The sequence below is a fragment of the Actinomyces stomatis genome (genome assembly GCF_031292835.1).
GTDB lineage: Bacteria > Actinomycetota > Actinomycetes > Actinomycetales > Actinomycetaceae > Actinomyces > Actinomyces stomatis.
The window spans coordinates 1-19,369 of the sequence record NZ_JASPEP010000025.1 but is presented as its reverse complement, the minus strand read 5'-3'; the positions used below and the strand labels follow the sequence as shown (position 1 = coordinate 19,369).

General features: G+C 66.7%; 13 protein-coding genes and 1 pseudogene. 7 read left to right on the top strand and 7 right to left on the bottom strand.

Annotated features, from left to right (window positions below; all coding sequences use genetic code 11):
- Positions 1 to 3: 3 nt before the first annotated feature.
- The gene (locus tag RIV12_RS11110) at positions 4 to 1,023 is read right to left on the bottom strand and encodes a hypothetical protein (protein ID WP_309323884.1); all 1,020 of its coding nucleotides are present in this window, start codon (positions 1,021 to 1,023) and stop codon (positions 4 to 6) included.
- A gap of 1,791 nt (positions 1,024 to 2,814) precedes the next feature.
- Between RIV12_RS11110 and RIV12_RS11105 the strand changes: the two genes are divergently transcribed.
- The 5 genes and pseudogenes from RIV12_RS11105 to RIV12_RS11085 all read left to right on the top strand — a co-directional run bounded on the left by RIV12_RS11105 (position 2,815) and on the right by RIV12_RS11085 (position 8,961).
- Complete coding sequence (locus tag RIV12_RS11105; RefSeq protein ID WP_309323882.1) at positions 2,815 to 3,213, top strand: RidA family protein; 399 nt, start codon at positions 2,815 to 2,817, stop codon at positions 3,211 to 3,213.
- Positions 3,214 to 3,535: 322 nt separating this feature from the next.
- The gene (locus RIV12_RS11100) at positions 3,536 to 4,537 is read left to right on the top strand and encodes a DUF5129 domain-containing protein (RefSeq protein WP_309323881.1); all 1,002 of its coding nucleotides are present in this window, start codon (positions 3,536 to 3,538) and stop codon (positions 4,535 to 4,537) included.
- Between the two features lie 49 nt (positions 4,538 to 4,586).
- Positions 4,587 to 6,220, top strand: a pseudogene (locus RIV12_RS11095) (DUF5129 domain-containing protein).
- 110 nt (positions 6,221 to 6,330) lie between these two features.
- The gene (locus tag RIV12_RS11090; RefSeq protein WP_309323879.1) at positions 6,331 to 7,920 is read left to right on the top strand and encodes a DUF5129 domain-containing protein; all 1,590 of its coding nucleotides are present in this window, start codon (positions 6,331 to 6,333) and stop codon (positions 7,918 to 7,920) included.
- Between the two features lie 150 nt (positions 7,921 to 8,070).
- On the top strand, positions 8,071 to 8,961 hold the full coding sequence (locus RIV12_RS11085) for a DUF5926 family protein (protein ID WP_309323877.1): 891 nt from the start codon (positions 8,071 to 8,073) through the stop codon (positions 8,959 to 8,961).
- A gap of 268 nt (positions 8,962 to 9,229) precedes the next feature.
- Here RIV12_RS11085 and RIV12_RS11080 read toward each other — a convergent pair whose 3' ends face one another.
- From RIV12_RS11080 to RIV12_RS11065, 4 genes are all read right to left on the bottom strand, one after another.
- Positions 9,230 to 10,087 carry a DUF817 domain-containing protein gene (locus RIV12_RS11080; protein ID WP_309323875.1) on the bottom strand — a complete coding sequence of 286 codons (858 nt, stop codon included), beginning with the start codon at positions 10,085 to 10,087 and terminating at the stop codon, positions 9,230 to 9,232.
- Positions 10,088 to 10,339: 252 nt separating this feature from the next.
- Positions 10,340 to 11,092: a DNA alkylation repair protein gene (locus RIV12_RS11075; RefSeq protein ID WP_309323873.1), complete on the bottom strand. Its 753-nt coding sequence runs from the start codon at positions 11,090 to 11,092 to the stop codon at positions 10,340 to 10,342.
- 3 nt (positions 11,093 to 11,095) lie between these two features.
- Positions 11,096 to 11,707 carry an NAD(P)H-dependent oxidoreductase gene (locus RIV12_RS11070; protein WP_075417457.1) on the bottom strand — a complete coding sequence of 204 codons (612 nt, stop codon included), beginning with the start codon at positions 11,705 to 11,707 and terminating at the stop codon, positions 11,096 to 11,098.
- The gene (locus RIV12_RS11065; RefSeq protein ID WP_309323871.1) at positions 11,707 to 12,264 is read right to left on the bottom strand and encodes a TetR/AcrR family transcriptional regulator; all 558 of its coding nucleotides are present in this window, start codon (positions 12,262 to 12,264) and stop codon (positions 11,707 to 11,709) included. The genes RIV12_RS11070 and RIV12_RS11065 overlap by 1 nt, the downstream gene beginning before the upstream one ends.
- A gap of 807 nt (positions 12,265 to 13,071) precedes the next feature.
- Between RIV12_RS11065 and RIV12_RS11060 the strand changes: the two genes are divergently transcribed.
- A complete protein-coding gene (locus RIV12_RS11060; protein ID WP_309323869.1) occupies positions 13,072 to 15,045 on the top strand; it encodes a DUF885 domain-containing protein in 1,974 nt (657 codons plus the stop codon).
- A 673-nt stretch (positions 15,046 to 15,718) separates the two neighbouring features.
- Positions 15,719 to 16,603, top strand: a complete 885-nt coding sequence (locus tag RIV12_RS11055) for a glycosyltransferase family 2 protein (RefSeq protein WP_309323867.1) — start codon at positions 15,719 to 15,721, stop codon at positions 16,601 to 16,603.
- Here the strand turns inward: RIV12_RS11055 and RIV12_RS11050 are convergent.
- Together RIV12_RS11050 and RIV12_RS11045 are read right to left on the bottom strand one after the other, a co-directional pair.
- Complete coding sequence (locus RIV12_RS11050; RefSeq protein ID WP_309323865.1) at positions 16,600 to 19,032, bottom strand: hypothetical protein; 2,433 nt, start codon at positions 19,030 to 19,032, stop codon at positions 16,600 to 16,602. The two genes, RIV12_RS11055 and RIV12_RS11050, sit on opposite strands and share 4 nt — an antisense overlap.
- Positions 19,033 to 19,058: 26 nt before the next feature.
- A partial coding sequence (locus RIV12_RS11045; RefSeq protein WP_309323863.1) for a fructosamine kinase family protein occupies positions 19,059 to 19,369 on the bottom strand: 311 nt, incomplete at its 5' end.

Sequence of the window (19,369 nt, the reverse complement as noted above, 5' to 3'; positions counted from 1 at the left end):
TAGTCAGATGATGGTGTCGTACCGCGATCCTTCTGAACTATTTTTTGTGCCGGGAATTTTCCTGCCCCTTCGTCGCGCAAGGAGCGAACAAACGGGGGTCAGACCAAACGACAACATAGAAAGTATACAGGGAAATAGCCCGAAGGGATAGTTCAAAGGGATGTTTGAGACTCCGGGGAACGTAACTTTGTAGACCGGGCAGAAAAATAGTGACAAGAGTGGAATAACCAGTAAACTATTTACAACCAAACAAACCTTGGCACCATCAACATTATAGCCGGAACAAAGCAGTGCAATCCACCCTAAATGAATCACTACTGCAGGACCTAATATATAGGGTGTGAAAGAGTCTTCAATCAGGCCTTGGTTCACTACCATGATCCATTCGTAGAAAAACCATAACTCTGATAAACCTAAGAAGATTAGAGTGACGGTAGTAAACATTCCTGCGCGAGAATCTAGGAAGCCAGTTTTGTCTGAGATCAAAATACTCGATGAAGCAGTTTCAACGTCATGTTTACGAAGAATTCCGTTCATTAGGTACTGTGTCGGTCTAATAATAAAATTCGACACAAATAGCGCAACCGGGAAAAGAATGGCATACAGGGAAACGGGGTTGAGGAAGAATTTAACTAAGAAGTAAGAACTGAAAATGAATGCGATGATAGTCATCAGTCGCCAACGTTTAGCGAGTATAAGATTCAGCCTAGCTCCTAGTATTTTGTAGTCAGTTAGAGACTGCTTTACGTCAAGACCTACATCTCTAGCCAAACAGGTTCCAACTATTTTGGGAGTGAGCATATCCTGCGCAAAATAATTAAGGTGATCGAAGAGCGGATTTCCCTCAGACCCAACTGGCAAACTAACAACACGATCTGGCAAATTTGGAAAAGGAATTCTTCCTACTATATCATGAGAGGTGCTGATTTCCACCCACTCTAATTTTGGAATTTCTTCAACTTTTGAAGTAAATGTCTTATTTACTATGATTGCAGATATTACGCAAATAATCATAGTGAACACAAAGAGTAATGGCGGGATGAAAAGAATGTATGCCAGACTCCGGGTGTCTAGGTGTGTGAATGGCAGTTGAGAAATTATGATGCTCCCTCTTGAGTCTACTGGAATTAACATAGTTAAAATATATGGAGTGAAGTTTCCAAACTGACTCAAGATATATTTTAAATATTGAGAAAAAAATGACAGCGCGTAGAACGATGCCGGAACGTTAATCGAGTTAATGAATAAAAGTACCCAAATTGCAAGTATTTTTTTCTATTTTCGCATGCGGACAATACGGTAATTGGTCGAAGTCCGGAACCCACTCCGATTAAGCGAGAAATATTGCGCCTGTGTCGTGACTTAAAAAGTTGTTTATGCGCGAGAAACCCACCCTGTGAGTGAGCGAGCACTGTCACACTATTTGAGTAAGAGCAAATTCGCGATACTGCTTCGTCGATTCTTGTAGAAATTTCTGAAGCTTGCCCCACGGTTTGAGACGCCGCGACTCTAACATGTCCGATTAAATTGTACTTTCTATGAAAAATTTCCAACTTTTCGCGAAACGTCCAGGACAAGGCTGCGATAAGGGAAATTATCAGTGCTGATGGAATAATTCCAATAAAGCGAAAGCAGAGAAAAGTATATAGGATTAACGTCGATGCGAGGGTGACCGCTCCTGTCAATAGAAGAAAGCGGACGGCGAAACGGACAACTGGACCAAGTGGACGTTTCTCGGAAGTGATCCTCTCCAAATCTTCAGAGTCTGGGGTGAGGAGAAACAAAGGCGCCAGTGGAAGCCGAGATAATGTCCACCAAATCATTTCTTTAACTGCGGGTCTACTGAATGCATCAGACCAGATGCATTCCTGAAAAGAAATTGTGCGACGGTCTGAACCTTTTGTCAGATATACAGTTCTGTCGAACCCGGAGTCGGTTTCTTCGCAACACCACCCCTGCCCGCTGGCCACACTCCTAATTTCATCAACGATCGGACGCGTCCAATTTAGAAGGTCTCCTGACTTTTGATTTCCGATTTCATGAATAAGCAATATGGAGGCGTCAAACGGTTTGTTTTCTGTTTTGGGGTGCTTCATAGGTCGATTCCGATGGTGCCGGCGCTGCCTTTTTCTCTTTGCTTTCTGGATTGCGTACATTTTGGGCATCTCGTTGTTCCGCTCTTTGTGTTGCAAATTGATGGCGCAATTTGGGAGTCTATATTGAGGAACCCGCCTCGAGGGATTCTGGTCGAGTGGACGTCAATGCTTCAAATATTGCATCATGAACCTCCTTCTGTCTCGGGTAATTTATTGTAGTTCGTCCGCCGTGTCGTTGGGAGGGTTTGGAATCTGTGTATGGAGGATTCGTCGGGTCGTCCGACCAATTGCATTTGGAAGTGCTTTTAGTCCTAGATGATGGATTTTGGGGTGATGCTGCTTGATTGTCATGTGTTGGACAGCTCAGTGGGGCGAGGTGACCCAACGGTTGCGGCAGGTCGAGCCAGGCGGTAGTGGACGTACTTCTGCAGCGAGGACTGCGATCTGAGGCGGATGACTGAGGTCAGTCCCCAGTCCTCCGCAGGAACGCGCAGTCCTCGATCTGAAGGTCCGTTGTCAATCGGCTCACGTCGGATCCGGTGTCGGACCCCGACGGCGAATCCGTTGCGGTTGCCCGGTGCACTCCCTGAAATCCGGCTTGTCCTCGGGGCATGGGTAGTCTGGCCCGGGCGCCGGCGCCACTGCGCTGCCACCCGGGCCGCCGCTCCGCTCACCAGGGACGCGGCCGAACTCCAGTGTCCAGCAGGAACGAGGAACCATGACCGTCAGCCGTATCGCCACGACCAACGCCCCCGCCGCCGTCGGCCCCTACTCCCAGGGCGTCTCCACCGGTCAGGAGGCCGGCTCGCTCGTCTTCGTCTCCGGGCAGGTGCCGCTCGACTCGGCCACCGGCGCGCTCGTCGAGGGCGACATCCAGGCCCAGGCCGAGCAGGTCCTCAAGAACGTGGGCGCCATCCTGGCCGAGGCCGGGCTCGGGTACGACGACGTCGTCAAGACCACGGTCCTGCTCGCCGACATCGCCGACTTCGCCGCCGTCAACGAGGTCTACGCCCGCTACTTCACCGGCGAGACCCTCCCGGCCCGGGCCGCCTTCGGGGTGGCCGCCCTGCCGCTGGGGGCGGGCGTCGAGATCGAGGCCGTCGCCGCCAGGTCCTGAGTCGGCCCGATCGAGAGCCATCCCCGAAGTCACGGCGCCACTCCTGAGACTGGCGCCGGTCGTACGGGTGCGAACTGGGATCGGCCGCGTCAGATGGGGCGCTGCCTTGCCCAGCACGGGGTGTTCGACCCTGCCGGTGGGGCGACCCGTTCACTAGGCTCTTTCCCGGTTCCACTTCCACGGGGTGCCCCTTGTCGGGGGCGCCCCGTGTTGCTCTCCCCATGGCAGATGACCGGACTGATGGGAAGGATGAGGCCCGGCAGGCGGGCACACGACCGCCGGTTGGCCAGCCCCCCTTCGAGACGCGACGAGAGGACGACGGATGCCGCCCACGCACCTTCCTCTCGTTGTCCGCCTCGGTGGGATCCGCTCACTGCTGGCCTTCTGCGCCATCATGACTGCGGGCCTGGCGGTCGTGCTCTCACCGGTGGTCGTGGCGGTATGGGAGCCCTTCCTCGCCGCAGTCATGCTGCTGCCGGCCCTCATGGGCGCCGGCGGGATCGCCTACTACCTGTGGCGCGGCCTGTCCGCGCGCCGAATGGCCCGGGAGGCTCGGCGTGCCTACTCCCGGGTCACTTACGACTACGAGGCCACCGAGCTCCAGGCGCGCCTCGTCCCGGAGGGGGAGGTGCGCGGCGCTCGGGTCATGGCCGACTACCGATGGTTGCGCGACGAGTACGAGAACCTGACCCGCTCCTGGCAGGACCTCGGCAGCCCGCGCGGCGCCCAGTGGTTCGAGCCGGGGATGCTCGGGAGGGTCACCGAGCTCGAGCGGCGCTCGGCCGCACTGGACTCGACCGAGGACGTCATCGTCGGCCGTGCCGCCTTCCTGACCCTGTCCTCCCGCTGGGAGCGGATCTGGCATGACGAGCAGCGTCCAGTCCTGGAGGACCTCGGCCTGCTCCTGGACCTGTGCCAGTGGATCGACTCCTGTGCATTCACGCCCGGCGGCACGGTGGAGGCGCGGGAGCTGGTCCGTGCCCACCATCAGCGCCTCAGTGAAATGACCGCTGAGCTGTCGGCCGGCCTGCTGCAGCCCTCTGCGGCGCTCGATGAGCTCGCCTGGATCGCGGCCGACGTCCGCCGTGCGACGAACGCTCTGGGGTGGACGGCGGCCGCAGGTGTGGACTCTCCTCTCGGTCCTCCCGACCTCGACGTCCAGCACTGGGTGAACGCCTCGGAATGGCTGGACGTCGTCGAGCCCGGAGGTGACGCCGGGAGCCTGTACGACGCCGACGCCTACGCCGTGGCCGGTGCGAGGATCGGTCCCCATGCGCCGTTGCGCAAAGGATTCCTCGGGGACGGGACCTTCCCGGGGTGTTGACGTCCGTACGCCTTGAACGCCGGGCCCACGCAAGGAAAAGGAAGTGCTGATGAAGCACATGAAACAGTCCGGCATCGTTGGGCTCGGCGGAATCTGGTCGGTGACGGCCTTCGTCGCCAACGTGGTGGTGAGCCTGGCCCTTGTTGCCGTGCTGCTGATTATGGTCATCTGGCCCTTCGGTGGCAGCCGCCACCCCAGTGCGGAGGTCCACGACGAGGCCGGGGTGCTCCAGGCCGAGCCACTGGTCAAGGAGATCCAGGCGATGCGCTTCCGTCGGGATGTCCACGTCGCCGTGCTCACGGTCCCAGGCTGGGACGTCGACAACCTCAACGACTCGGTGCTGGAGTACGCCCGCTCACACGCCGGCGATACGATGTCCCGTGGATCTCGACGTCGAACCCCAACTACTGGAGCGATGGCCTGGTGATCCTGGCGGTCGCCCCGGAAGCGCGGAAGGTGGGCTGCTACTTCGGTGAGGATGTCGCGGTCCCCCTGGAGCAGCAGGCGGCCATCCAGAACGCCGCCAAGGATCAGTACCGCCGGGCCGACTGGTACGGGGGCACCGTCTCCATGGCGGCCAAGACCGCGGACGTCATCGGCCGGCCCGGTGGTGGTGACGTGGGCACGACCTACGTCCTGCCCGGAATCTCGGCACTCGTGGGCGTCGCCTGGCTCTTGTACTACCTGTGGCGCGGCTTCACGGCGCGACGCCGGGCGCGTGAGGCGCTCCGCCACTATTCGCAGGTCACCCACGACTACGAGACCACCGAGCTCCTGGCCGGCACGATCCCCGAGGACGAGCCGCACGGGGCCCAGGTTATGGCCCGCTACCGCTGGTTCCGCAGCGAGTATGAGAAGGTCACCCGCTCCTGGCAGGACTTCGGCAGCCCCTACCGCACCCAGTGGTTCGGCATGTCGGTGCTGGGACGGGCCACCGAGCTGAAGAAGCGCTCCGAGCTTCTGGACTCCCTCGACGACGTCATCGCCAACACCGCCACCTTCCTGAGTCTCTCGCCCGGTTGGGACCGTGTCTGGAGCAACGAGCAGGGGCCGGTCCTGGAGGACCTGCAGTCGCTGCGGAGGCTGTGCCACCAGATCGACAGCTCCGACGCCGCTGAGAGCGGTTCGATCGTCGGGCGCACCAAGGAGGAGCGGGAGTGGATCCGCTCCCGCAAGCAACGCCTGGACGACATGACCTCCGGACTGGAGGCCGGTTCGTTCCAGCCCTCGGCCGCGCTGGACGAGCTCGACGAGATCGCCGACGAGACGAAGACGAAGGCCGCCCGGCTCGCACGCGAGGCCATTGACGCCGACACCTCCAGGTACGCCGACGAGCGCCGTCGTCGCTACGACGACACGGTCTCGTCCACGGACGCCGCCTACGCCGGCTACTGGTACCTGGACGGCGGGCACAGCAGCTACAACCCGCACTCGACGATCCGCCTCAACCCCTCCTCCCCGGCCATCTCCGCCATCGGCTCGTCCAGCTCGGGCTCCGGTGCAGGCGGGTCCTTCAGTTCCTTCACCCCGGTCTCCGACCTGGTGGTGGGGTACAGTTCGGCCTCCTCCTACACGCCGTCGAGCAGCTCCGGCTCTGGGTCCAGCTTCTCGGGAAGCAGTTTCTCCGGCGGCTACAGCGGCGGTGGCGGCTTCTCCGGGTCCGGCTCCTCCTCGAGCTTCTGAACCGGGGCGGCCGGCTCCTGCCGGCGCTGTCTCCGCTCGTTTCCGGGGTTGCCAGGCCCTCGCTACTATCGGTACTGAAAACTGCCAGTCAGTAGGGAGGTGAGCTTCGGATGGAGCAGCTGAAGCAGGACCCCGCCACACGCTCAGGCCGAACCCGTTCAGTGGTGGCCTTCACTGCCGTCATGGTCCTGGGCCTGACCCTGGTCCTCTCGCCGCTGATCGTATGGCTCTGGCCATCGAAGAAGGAGACGGTGACCACCTACCGGCCCGAGGTCGAGGTCCAGGACGAGGCCGGCGTGCTTGACAGCACAGCGCTGAGCGGCAAGCTCAAGAACCTGGAGTTCCGCAAGCAGGTCCACGTGGCCGTCCTCACGGTGCCGGGTGAGGACATCTCCAACCTCAACGACGCCGTGCTGGAGTACGCCCGCTCGCATGCGAGCGACACTGAGGTCCCGTGGGTCTCGACGTCGAACCCCAAGTACTGGAGTGACGGCCTGGTGATTCTGGCGGTGGCCCCCGACTCGCGCAAGGTGGGCTGCTACTTCGGTGAGGACGTCAAGGTGACGAGCAGCCAGGAGGGCGACATCCAGGACGCTGCCAAGTCCCAGTTCCGGCTGAAGGACTGGGACGGGGGCCTGGTCTCCATGGGGAAGGAGTCCACGAAGTACGTCGGTAAGCCTCGCAGCAACCTGAGAGACTTCTTCCTGCAGCTGTCCTTCCCGGCCTCCGTGTTCGGTGCCGCCGGTGTCGGTGTCTACCTGTGGCGAGGACTCGCGGCCCGCCGTCGGGTCGGTGAGGCGCAGCGCCACTACTCGCAGGTCGCCCATGACTACAGGGCCACTGAACAGCATGCCCAGCGGATCCCGGCCGAGGAGACCCACGGGGCGCAGGTCATGGCCCGCTACCGCTGGTTCCGTGGCGAGTACGAGAGTCTGGCCCGGTCCTGGCAGGACTTCGGCAGCCCCCGGGGCACCCAGTGGTTCGGTCTCTTCATGCTCCGGAGAGCGACCGACTTGCGAAGACGATCGACCGCGCTGGACACGCTCGACGACGTCGTCGTCAACACCGCGACCTTCCTCAATCAGGACCGCGGCTGGGAGCAGGCCTGGTACAACGAGCAGGGGCCGGTCCTGGAGGATCTCCAGGCGCTCCTCAGCCTGTGCCAGCAGATCGACATCTCCAGGAGGCTGCCGGTCAACACGATGGGTACGCGGGAGAAGGTTCGCTGGTTTTGTGAGCGCCTTTACCACATGACTGTGGACCTCTCGGCGGGCAGGCTCCAGCCGTCTCAGGCCCTCGACGAGCTCGACCGGATCGCTGACGCCACCCATGGGGAGGCCGACGGCTTGGCCCGCTACGCCATCAATGTCGATACCTCGCGGTACGCCGATGAGCGCCGTCGCCGTTTCGACAGCTACCGCGGCTCTGGTCGGTACGCGGCCTACAATGGTTCCTGGTCCCTGGGTGGTAGCTACGGCAGGTACAACCCCCATGCCACGATCCGCGTCAACTCGACGTCTCCGGCGATCGCCGGCCTCACTGGCTTCGGCAATGTGGCTTTCCGTTCCTTCGCCCCGGTCTCGTCCCTGGTGATGGGCTACAGTTCGGCGTCAACCTTCACCCCGAGCAGCGGGTTCTCGGGAGGAGGTGGCTTCTCCGGTGGCGGCTTCTCCGGGGCCGGCTCCTCCTCGAGTTTCTGAGCCGGTGGGGTGCCTCGATGCTCCGCCCACCGTCGTCGGGCCTCGACGGCGGTTCGAGTAGGGTGCGAGCCTCCGTGAACCGCATCATGGGGCGCCGACGGGCCGCCGTCGGCCTGGGAGGGGCGCGGGGTGGCCGGTAGGCTGACGGGCATGTCGAAGAAGAAGCGCCATGGGCGCCGTCCGGCCGCCGCATCGGCCAAGCCCCGCAAGCAGAGCATCGAGTTCGTCGCCCGCCCCTTCGCCGGTCTGCCGGCCGAGGAGGACCTCGTGGCGATGGCCCAGATCATCCCGGCCGCCACGGCCACCGTGCGCCTGACCGAGGAGTACGGCGGTCAGCAGGTCCAGCTCGTCACGCTTCTTCCCGAGTTCGTTCAGGGGCTCAAGCGCTCCGACGGCGAGATCCTCGTGGCCATGCAGACCTCCGTGCACTCCGGGGACGCCTCCCGCGACGTCGCCGCCGCCATCCTGGCCACCCTCGAGCTGCCTGAGGGGCAGGCCCTGCGTTCCGACGGCCTGCCCGAGCCCGGCCCGCGCCTCCAGGACGTCCTCGACACCAGTGAGCCGCCGGTGGTCTCCGTGCGCGAGACCTTCGACTTCTGGGTCGACCCCCAGGCTGCCGGCGAGAACGCGCAAGCCCGCCAGATCATCGAGGAGGCCATCGAGCGCGCCAAGGAGGAGATCGCCCCGACCCGGCCCGTTCCCGGTGTCGAGCACGCCTACTGGTGCCGGCTGGGTGCCAAGGAGTTCGTGCGCTGGGTGCGCGGGGAGGACGAGGACGAGTTCTTCAACGCCTTCGCCTGCATCTACGCCGCGCGCGAGTCCGACCTGGAGGAGGGTGCGCGCTTCGTCGGCGCCTTCCGGGCCAACGGTCTGGCCATCCCGGTGTGGGAGCTCGTGCCCGGCACGGAGGCTGAGGAGCTCACCAAGCCGCTGCAGGCCATGGGTAGGCGCCTGGACGCCGCACTGGCCGACTCCAGCCCCCTGAGTCCCGAGGTCCGCCGCGCCAAGGCCGGCATCATCTCCCGCCAGGTCAACCTCTGACCGCTCTCTCCCCCCCCCCCCCCGATATCTCCGCCCGGCCGGAGACATTCTGCGCGTTCAGGGACCCTTCCGCGCAGCCGGGGACGTTCTGCGCGTACGGGGACAGGATTCTGGTTCCCGACGGCGTCGAATGCCCCTGGTCGGAAGGGCACGCACCCGGCCGCGCGGAATGTCCCCGTCAGTGTTGGTGGCGGGGTGGGGAGACGGCCGGGAGGCGGTGGGGAAGTGACGAGGGCGTGGTGACGGGCCGGGGCGCACAGTGCGCGAATCAGGTATCGGTGATGCGCAGGCGCCGGCGCGTCACGCGCGGCAGGCCGCGTCCGTAAAGGGTGCCCTCCTTCGCCTTGACGGCGGCGACGAGCACGAAGCTCAGTGAGATGAGCAGCGCCCAGCTGCCGAACTTGCCGGCGTGCACCAGGTGCCAGCCGTCGGCCTGGTTGGGGTAGCGCCAGGCGCTCAACGCCGTGGCCAGGTTCTCCGCCAGCCACAGGAATCCCCCAATGAGGATGAAGGCCACCGTCGTCGGCATCCAGTAGCGCTCCCCACCGACAGTGAAGTGGACGGCGCTTCCCCACAGGGTGATGAGGAAACCGGCGGCAATGGCCCAGCGCAGGTCGATGATGACGTGGTGGGTGAAGAAGTTGAGGTAGGCCGCCACGGCCAGCAGACTCACCGGCCACCACCGAAAGCCGCCCACGTGCAGGTCGAGGCGCCGGAAGGCCTGGCAGATGTAGGAGCCGACGGAGGCGTACATGAAGCCGGAGAAGACCGGTACCCCGCCGACGCGCACCACCCCGGCATCCGGATAGGCCCAGGAGCCGGTGTGGACCTTGAACACCTCCAGCGCCAGCCCGATGAGGTGGAAGGCGCAGATGACGCCGAGCTCGCGCCAGGTCTCCTGCTTCAAGGCCACGAAGGCGATCTGCACAACGACGACGTAGATCAGCAGGGCGTCGTAGCGGGCAATCGGCGGATCCGTGTAGCTCCAGACCAGGGCACTCGCCGCGAGCCCAACGAAGATGGCGATGGCGAAGGCGCAGCAGGCCAGCTCCAGGAGGGCGAACTGGACCAGGCGGCGGGGGAGTAGGCGCCACCGACTCAGTGGAAGACGCGCGGTGTCGGGCACGACCGAAGTATGCCGTGCCTTGACGTCGCCCTGATACGTACCGGCCCCTCCGGGGCTCTCGTTAGCGGGGACTTTTCTTCACGGCCGGGGACATCTCGCGCGTTCGGGGACGGGATTTCTGTCCCCGACGGCGTCGAATGCCCCCGGCTGGAAGGACACGCACCCGGCCGCGCGGAATGTCCCCGTCGAGGTCGCACGTGACTCCTGAGAGGGCGGTCCTGGCCAGACTCGATGCCCATCTGGCCGACGCCATCACCGGATCGAGCGCAGTGCTCGCTTGATAATCCGTTCAGTGGCCGGGGTGGGCGACTCCTCCTGCCAACGCTCGCAGAGCTCCCTGGCCCAGGCGGGCTGGGACTTGGCGGCGTCGTTGACCCAGTTCGCCACGGAGTCCTGCACATAGCGGGAGGAGTCGGCACGCAGCGGCTCGAGCAGTGGAAGGCCCCGCTCGGGCTCCTTCTTGAGCTCGGGGATGTGCCGTGCCCACACACCCCGTGGACGTAGCGCCTCGCTGGCGAAGCGCCGAATGCGCTCCGAGGATTCTGAGGTCCAGGGCCGCAGCGCGCGGATGGCCTCGTCAAGCTGGGGCACCAAGTGCGGGCGCACTGCCATCCATGACCACTCGCGCACCCCGAAGTGCGGGTCGTCCGCGGCCGGTCTTGCCAGGGTCAACAGCGTGTCGACGTCGGCGTCCTTCTCCTGGGAGACCAGGGCGAAGACTGCCCAGCCCCGGACGGTGTCGGCCGGGTGATTAGCGAGATCCAGGCAGGCGGAGCGACCAAGGTGCGTATACAGCGCTTCTCCCATGGTCTGCATACGAGCCAGGATGCCGAGTGAGTCGGCGTGCTTGGCCGCTTCAACCAGCTCCTCTGGGGCCGCCGGCACCACCTGTGTCAGAAGGGTGGAGTGGGCGATGGCCAGGATCTCTGCCAGTGTTCGGGACTCGTCTCGTCCCGAGTTCAGGTCGGCTTGGCGCTCTGCGGCGATACTCGCGGCGGGGCTCATATGTCACTTCACCACGAGGCGGGCCACGCGCTTGAGGTGCTTCTTGTGCTGGCCGCGGCTGGCCTTACCGACCTTGCCGAAGTTGACCCATGACCGTCCGCGCATGCCCAGCTGCTTGAGGGCGGCGCCCAGGAACACCGAGCTGACGTAGTTGCCGCAGAACCGGCGCAGGAACCACGTCGGGGCGGTCGAGGTAGTGAGTACCAGCACCTGCTGGATGTGGGTGAGGTGGCCCTTCACCCCGGAGGCCGTCGCATGGTAGGCCCAGCTCTGCTTCATGACCTTGTCCACGAATCCCTTGACGATGGCCGGCACGTCACTCCACCAGATCGGGCAGATGACAATGATGCGCGAGGCCCCCTCGATGAGCTTCTGGTAGTGGCTCACCAGCGGGTCCAGCGTGCCGCCCTCGCTGAACAGGGCCAGCTCCTCGGCGGTGTAGCGCGGGTCGAAGCCGTCGGCGTAGAGGTCGACGACGTCGTAGGGCCTTCCCGCCTTGTCCAGGGCGGAGGTGGCGGCCTCGAGTACGGCGTGGTTGAAGGAGCCGTCGTAGGGGTGGGCGTAGACGATGAGGGTGCGGTCGCCCGTCTTCTTGAGGGGCTTCTTGGCTGTCATCAGCTGTCTCCAATCGTGACGATGGCGCGCAGGGCTGCGCGGATGAAGGTGGTGTCGGCGGTGGTGGCGCCGACGGCGATGAGCTGGGTGTAGCCCTGCAGGCAGGACCACACCAGGAGGTGAAGCGGCGTCGGATCGGTTCCCTGCTGTGCAGCCAGACGCTCCACCTCGCCGCGGGTCAGTGCCAGCAGTGGGTGGTCGTCGAGGCGGTCGAGTGCCGCGATGGCCGCGGGGCTGATCTGATTGAACTCGAAGAGATGCGGGTGCTCTGCGGCCAAGTCGACCAGAAGAGTCCCGATGCCGACGAGTGACTCGAGCGGATCGTCCTGGATGAGGGCGTCCGCGCGCTCGCCCAGTGAGGCCGACAGCCGGCGCGCCGCGGCCTCGAAAAGGCTCGTCTTGGACGGGAAGTGCTTGTAGCACGCGGGCGTGGTCACTCCGCAGGCGCGGGCCACCCCGCTCAGTGTCACCGCATGCCACCCGTTGGAGTCAATGAGGTCCAGGGTGGTGTCGATGAGCCGCTGACGGGTGTCCGTACTGCGCCGGTCTATCTTCACACTAGATAGGTTAATCAAGTTCACCTACCTGTCAAGGAGGTGGGTGAGGCTGTGCTCGCCCGGCCCTCTCTGTCAATCATGAGTGACCACGATGTGGTCAGGCCGGATCCGGTGGGTGCGACTCGGAGGTGGGGGCCGCTCGCCTGTGAGCGCTGCCAACGGCGGCAGCGCAGCGATGTCAGAGGGACACTGAGATGCCCCTGACCAGCGCGGATATCGGTACGGGTGAACCGCTGCCGTAGATCCTTGACACTGTCGGCGCGGCGTCCTTCAATCGTGCCACGTCCATCACAGCACAACGACAGCACGACGAAGGACCTCAACGCCGGGGCGACCCGGCCCGTCCAGAATGAGAGGAGCGCTGATGACTCGTACTGTTTGCGGCTCTGCACCGCGGTCGACGGCCATGTGTGTCAGCCTGCTGCGCTCCTGCTCATCGACCGGCTGGCGCCATCGATGCCCCTCGATCGCTACCTAGTAGCCACCTGCTGATCGCCGGCAGTCATCTTCGGGTGCTTGCGCCGGCTGGAGGGGTGGAGAGTCTCGGCTCCCCGCGTCCACTGCCGATGCCTCGGTCCGGGCTCGTCGTTGAGTCTCGCACCTCGGGATCAGATCAGTACCAGTTCCCACCCCGCGTCCGCCGCCTTCAAGCCGAGCAGGGACGCCCGCCAATTCATCCAACTTTCTTCGCCGTCAGATCCACGATGCCTATGGACCTTTGTTTCGGTTCCTGGCACCCTGGTGAAACGGCAATGTCGCCGCCGGGCCCGCACGCCATGCGGCGAGTGAAGCGAAAGGCCTGATGTCATGACCGACGACCCCTCGAAGCACTCTCCATCCGGCCCCGCCGTACCTCCGGCCGGCTCCCACACGCAGGACGCCCCCACCGGCACGGCGGACGCCACGCCTGCGCCCGTCACCAGCCCGGTGAGCACCGGGCCGCCCGAGCGGCCACCGGTCCACCCGCAGCATCCGAGCTCAGGGACCTGGCGGGCCGTCCGCACGGCCGGCGCTCACACCTCCGCCCAGGCCGCCACCCGCTCCTCGGTCCGCTCCCCCTCGGAGACCGCGGCCGCCGGCGTCGTCCTGCGCGACCTTGCCGACGAGTACGCCCAGCTCCTGTGTGCCCACGATCCCGAGGCGGCTGCCCGCACCGGACTGCCCGGCGGGACCATCCTGCCCGACTACTCGCCCGCGGGACTGGCCGAGCGTCTCAGTGCCGAGCGCTCCCTGCGTCACCGCGTGGCCGCCGTCGACCACTCGACCGGCTCCGACGAGCTCCTGCGCCGCCACCTCCTGGAGCGTCTGGAGACCTCCATCCAGTTCATCTCCGCCGGGGAGGAGGGCGGCAACCTCGGCTTCCTCTCCTCGCCGTTCCAGCAGATCGCCCGTCAGCTGCAGCGGCCCCCTGAGGCGCCCGACCGCGCCGGCTCCGACGAGGCGGACCTCGCCGAGGCCGAGGCCAAGTGGGAGGACGCCTGGAACCTGCACCGCACCCGTCTGGAGGCGCTGCCCGCCGCCCTGGAGGGGCTGGCCGCCTCCCTGTCCGCCTCCGCCGAGGCCGGTGCGATCGCCCCGCTCAGTCAGGTCGACGTCGTCGCCGGGCAGGCACGTGACCTCGCCCGACGCCGGACCCAGGGACTGCCCGAGGACCTGCCGGCCACTCTGCACGTCCAGCTCCAGGAGGCGGACATCGTCGCCCGCCGCGCCGCGCTGGACTTCGCCTCGCACCTGCGCACGACGCTCTCGCCGCGGGCGCCCCAGGCCGAGGGCGTCGGCCCTCAGCGCCACGCCCTGTGGATGCGCCGCGTCCTGGGCACTCGGGTGGACCCCGAGGAGACCTACGCCTGGGCCACTGAGGAGCTGGGGCGGGTCATCGCCGAGCAGGACGCCATCGCCGTCGACATCCTGGGGCCCGGCGCCGATGCCGGCAGCCTCAACCGGCACCTGCGCGCCGACCCGACCTACGCCCTGCGTGCGGAGGACTACACGACCTGGGCGCAGGAGGTGGCCGACGAGGCCTGGGACGCCGTGGTCGGCCGGGTCCTTGACCCGCCCGACGGTCTGGGCCGCCCCCGGGTGCGCCTCGGGGAGCTCGGAGACGGCGCCGTCCACTACGAGGAGCCGCGCGGTACCGGCGGAGAGCGTCGGCCCGGCATCGTCATGCGCTCCCTGGCCGACGGCGAGCAGCTGGTGTGGCCGTGGATGGAGCGGACCACGGTGCTGCACGAGTCGGTCCCGGGTCACCACGTCCACGTCGGTGCCCACGCCACCAGCACGCGCCTGACCGCCTGGCAGCGCTATCTGGGGTCCGTACCCGGATGTGACGAGGGGTGGGGCCTGTACGCCGAGTCCCTCGCCGACGAGCTCGGGCTCATGCCCACGCCCGAGGACCGCTTCGGTCGCCTGGCGGCACGCCGCTGGCGCCTGGCCCGGGTCCTTGTGGACCTGGGTGTCCACTCCCGGCTCCCCGTGCCCGACGACGTCGTGGCCCTTCCGGGGGCCTGCCGCGAGTGGAACCGGGCGACCGTCACCGCCGTGCTGCGCCACCACACCGTGATCTCTGAGGGGCGCCTGCGCTTCGAGGTCTCCCGGCACCTGGGGTGGCCGGCCCAACCGCTGGCCTACGCGGTGGGTGAGCGGGTCTGGCGGGCCGGTCGGCGCAGCGCCCAGGCGCAGGCCCGCGCCGAGGGCGGCGAGCTGGACCTGCGCGCCTTCCACAACCGGGGCATCGACCTGGGCAGCGTAGGGCTCGATCTGCTCGTAAGCGCCTTGCACTGACCTGCATGAAGGATGCAGAGGCGGTGCGCCGGGGTCTGGTCGTTCGTCGGCCGGACCCTGGGCTCATGTGTGGCCCGGTCTCTTCTCCGTCGCGTCTGTGGGGAGCTGCCGGAGAGCGGGGGTGGGGCGGCGTGAATGCCCCGCCGCCTGCGCCGATGACTCGGGCGGCGAGTGCCCTGGGGCTGGGCGGTCGGTGGTGAGGGCCAAGGCGTGCCGGGGCGGCAGGGGAGTCGCCCCGGCACACGGAAGGACGCGAAATGCGCCGGCGGAACCCGGCTCCATTGACGGGCTCCTTGCCTCCACTGTGCCACGAGAACCGGGCGTGACGTGCCGAAACAGGTAACTTTAGTGTCTGAATGACGAAATGTGACTCATTGCAGCAACATTTCTCAGTTTCTCCGGGGACCGTGGTCCCATGCTGAAGGTTTGACACAAATTCACCGAGGAGAGCCTGGGAGAGGCGCGGGTCGTTCCCTCCCGGCGCGTCGGCGTGTCGCGGCGACCGGCAGGACGTGCTGGGCATGGCCGGTACGTGTCCGCTGTGCGTGGAGCCTGAGGATTCCGCGCAGCATAGTACGAGAGCAGAGAACTTGACGGGCCTCACAAAAAAGGCGCGCGATAACGGGGTGCTCAGGTATCGGCTGGAGGCAGCGAGTCTGGATACCCTGGGGGCGTGAGTTCCACCAAGCGGCCCGACCAGCGCGTTGCCGTGGTCATCCCTGCCAAGGATGAGGCTGAGCGCATCGCCACCACTGTTCGGGCCTGCCGCTCCATTCCGCGGGTGGACCTCGTCATCGTCGTCGACGACGGCTCGACCGACGGAACCCAGGACCACGCCCGCGCCGCCGGCGCCGTGACGGTCCGCCACTCCGTCTCACGCGGGAAGGCCTCCGCCATGGAGACCGGGGCCTCGGTGGTCGGCATGCGCGACTACTCCGACGGTCCCGCCCGGCTGCTGCTGTTCATCGACGCCGACCTGGGGGATTCGGCCGCCTCCTGCGCCGAACTGGTGCCCCCGGTCGTCGACGGCGTCGCCGACATGTCCATCGCGGTGCCCCCCAAGCAGTCCGGGGCCGGTGGCCGCGGCCGGGTCGTGCGCGCCGCCAGGCGGGCCATCTCGCTGTCCACCGGGTGGCTGCCGGTGGCGCCGCTGTCCGGTCAGCGATGCCTGAGCCGTGAGGCCTATGAGAAGGCGGTGCCCCTGGCCGACGGCTGGGGGGTGGAGGTCGGTCTGACCATCGACGTCCTCGTGGCCGGGCTCGCCGTCATCGAGGTTCCCTGCGACATCACGCACCGTGTCACCGGTAACGACCGGGCCGGCACGATGCACCGCGCCTCCCAGTACAAGGACGTCCTGCGGGCCGTGACCCGGCGCAAGCTGCGTCGCCACCGCGTGCCGCGCGCCTCCTTCGAGAAGGCGGCCGCCGAGCAGGACCACTTCTTCGCCTACCGTGCCGTGCCGCAGCCCCCCAAGGCCGACGACGACGTCGAGGCCGCCGAGAAGCCGCACGATGGCGAGGGCTCACAGACCACTGCCTCTGAGACGGCCGAGCGCTAGCGCACCGAATCGCTCCCGGCCAGCGTCAGCGCCAGCAGGGTGGGGGCGGCGGACACCAGGATGAAACCGGCCATCGTGACGCCGGAGTCGTTGACCAGGACGGCCACGAGCGTCAGCACCCCCAGAGACTTCAGCGCCGTCGTCCCCCATTGCGCGGACAGGGACGTTCCACGCGTGGGGGGACAGGAATCCGGTCCCCCCACGCGTCGAATGTCCCCGTGGGCGGCGGGGGCGAGCCAGACGTAGGGGCTCGTGCCGGAGCGCCAGGCCCGCACCTGCCTGCGCCCCCACCACGAGGCCGCGGCCACGAGAACCACGATGCAGGCCAGGGCGATCGCCATGACCGGCTTCGTGACGAAGGGCCCGACCAGTGCATACGCCTTGCGTCCCAGCACGCCGGCGGCCGAACCGTCCACCACCTGACGGGCGAAGCGCCCCAGGTGCGTGGGCCCACCGGGGCGGAGGAGGTCGACGACGGCGAACCCGCCCACCACCAGGACCGTCGTGGCCCCAATGACCAGCCAGCGCCGCCAGCTCAGGCGCAGACCCGCCAGGCCCGCACCGAGGAAGGCCAGCGTCGGCACCAGAGTCAGGGCGCCACCCACGTCCGCGCCCAGCTGCGGGGCGCCATCAACGATCAGTGCCGCCCCGCCCAGCACGGCCGTCACAAGCAGCGCGGTCCGCCGGCCGCCGCCCAGCGCCACCCAGGCGCCGGTGATGACGACGACGAGCGCGCCGGCCACCAGCGCGAAGGCCGTATTCGACACCCCGTAGAAACGGCCCGCCACCACCGCGTTCATGCCCAGTGGGTTGTTGAAGGCCAGGGGTGCGCCCGCAGCGGCGTCGACCAACCAGGTCAGCGGGATCGCCGCCGCCACCAGCAGGGCCGTCAGGCTCGCCCCGCTGGAGGACGGAGACGACGAGGAGGGCATGGGGCTGCCCGCCTCGTCCTGATGCGGCTCGGCCGCGACGTCCCCGGAGAGGGCCTCGGCCGATCCGGCTGCCTCAGCGGCTGCCGTGGCGCCGAGTGCTGAAGGCGGAGGAATCGGGGAGGCGGTGGAGCGGGGTCGCCGGCGTCGCCGCACCAGCGCCACGGTCCCGGCGGCCAACCCCCCGATGCCGGCCGCGACCAGCACGGCCGCGGCCACAGCGACGACCGAGGCCCACACCGAGGGGGAGCCGGCCCGGGACCCCACACGCCACCAGGGGACGGTATTGACCAGTAGCAACGCCGTCGGCAGGCCGCTGAGGTAGACGGCCACCCGGGTGACCCGGCGGCGCAGAGCCGTACGCCGGCTCGCCTCCGGGTCGCGCAGCACGACGGCGGCCCAGACCAGGAGCGCCACGGCCAGCCCCATGAGCAGGGCGCCGGCCCGCATCACTGTGGCCTGAGAGGCACGGGCGTGCAGGGCGTCGTCGGCGAGCCGCGAGATGCGGGCGTCCCCGGTGGCGGCGGTGTCGGCTGTTGCAGTGCCCTCGCTGCCGGTCTGGGGCAGCGTGAGCGCCTGGCCGTCGAAGGCCGGGTCGCGGCGGCCGGCCAGGGCGGCCACGAGAGTCGGGGTGAGGTCGGTCAGCTGGGCCAGGCCGGGCTGGTGCGTGGAGTCGCCGACGACAAGGCCATCGGAGGAGCCGAGCGCGCTGGTCGTGCCCGCGGGCAGGACCGCCATCTGAGGGCCGGGGGCCTCGTCGTCGGCCAGGGAGGCGACGACGAGGCGGGTGCCGGGGCGCGCCTGCTCCTGGACCCTGCGCAGGGCGTCGTCGAGGGCGGCGATCCGCTCGGCGTCGGAGGAGGCTTCCCGGGCGGTGTCGACGACGGTCAGATCCGCGCCGGCGGTCAGGGCCTCGGCCACGGAAGGGGCCAAGGCAGGCCTGTTCGCTGAGCCCCCCGGTGCGCCCATGGTCAGCTGCGTCCCGGGACCGACGGCCTGGATCGAGACGTCACGCCCGAGCGCCCCGACCAGGGGAGTGCTGTCGGGGATCGCGGTGGTGGGGCCGGCGCAGGAAGCGGCCGGCTTGATGGCGCTTGCGCGTTTGCCCCGGCCCAGGGTGAGCCAGCCGTCGGCCGGGCAGGTGCGGTCCGCCGGAGTGCGCACGGACAGGTTCATCGGCTCGCCCTGGGAGGCGAAGGCCAGCAGGTGGGCGGCCGCCGAGTCGACGCCGTGAGAACCGGAATCCTCACCGGCGGGCGCGCGGGAGGCCTGTGCCCGCAGATCCGCCCAGGTGAGATTGTTCGTCCCCAGGACGACCACCGGCGCCGGCCGCGAGGCCGAGGCGGCATCGGGGGCCGACTGGGACGTCGACGTCGTAGGAACCGCGGCGGCGGCCAGTGCAGAGCCCACCATCGTCAGGATCATGCCGATGACCACCAGCAGCACGAGGACGTACACGACCGCGCGCACCAGGCGCTGTTGACGTCGTCGAGGTCTCACCCTGCCAGCCTACGGGGCCTGGTCGCTCACAGGTACTGGCGGGCCACAGCGACCGCCTCCCCGCCGTAGCCCCCACCGAAGAGGAAGGCGTGAATCATGATGATGTGCCAGGAGTGGAGCCCCACCCGTTCGCGCCAGCCCTCCGCCAGCGGCGAGACCTCGTGGTAGGCCGCGTAGATGCGATCCAGGTAGCGCTGCCCGAACACGCCCAGGGCCGCCAGGTCGGTCTCGGCGTGCGCCCCCTGCGCCATCGGGTCAATAAGCACGCCGACCACCGCCGGCCCGCCGGCCGCTACGTCAGCGGCCCCGCCCACGGGAGCCTCCCCGCAGGCGGACT

Bases quoted from the DNA above. Each gene is read 5' to 3' on its own strand.
- RIV12_RS11105 (WP_309323882.1), top strand. From the start codon at position 2,815: ATGACCGTCAGCCGTATCGCCACGACCAACGCCCCCGCCGCCGTCGGC.
- RIV12_RS11100 (WP_309323881.1), top strand. From the start codon at position 3,536: ATGCCGCCCACGCACCTTCCTCTCGTTGTCCGCCTCGGTGGGATCCGC.
- RIV12_RS11090 (WP_309323879.1), top strand. From the start codon at position 6,331: ATGGAGCAGCTGAAGCAGGACCCCGCCACACGCTCAGGCCGAACCCGT.
- RIV12_RS11085 (WP_309323877.1), top strand. From the start codon at position 8,071: ATGTCGAAGAAGAAGCGCCATGGGCGCCGTCCGGCCGCCGCATCGGCC.
- RIV12_RS11075 (WP_309323873.1), bottom strand. From the start codon at position 11,092: ATGAGCCCCGCCGCGAGTATCGCCGCAGAGCGCCAAGCCGACCTGAAC.
- RIV12_RS11070 (WP_075417457.1), bottom strand. From the start codon at position 11,707: ATGACAGCCAAGAAGCCCCTCAAGAAGACGGGCGACCGCACCCTCATC.
- RIV12_RS11060 (WP_309323869.1), top strand. From the start codon at position 13,072: ATGACCGACGACCCCTCGAAGCACTCTCCATCCGGCCCCGCCGTACCT.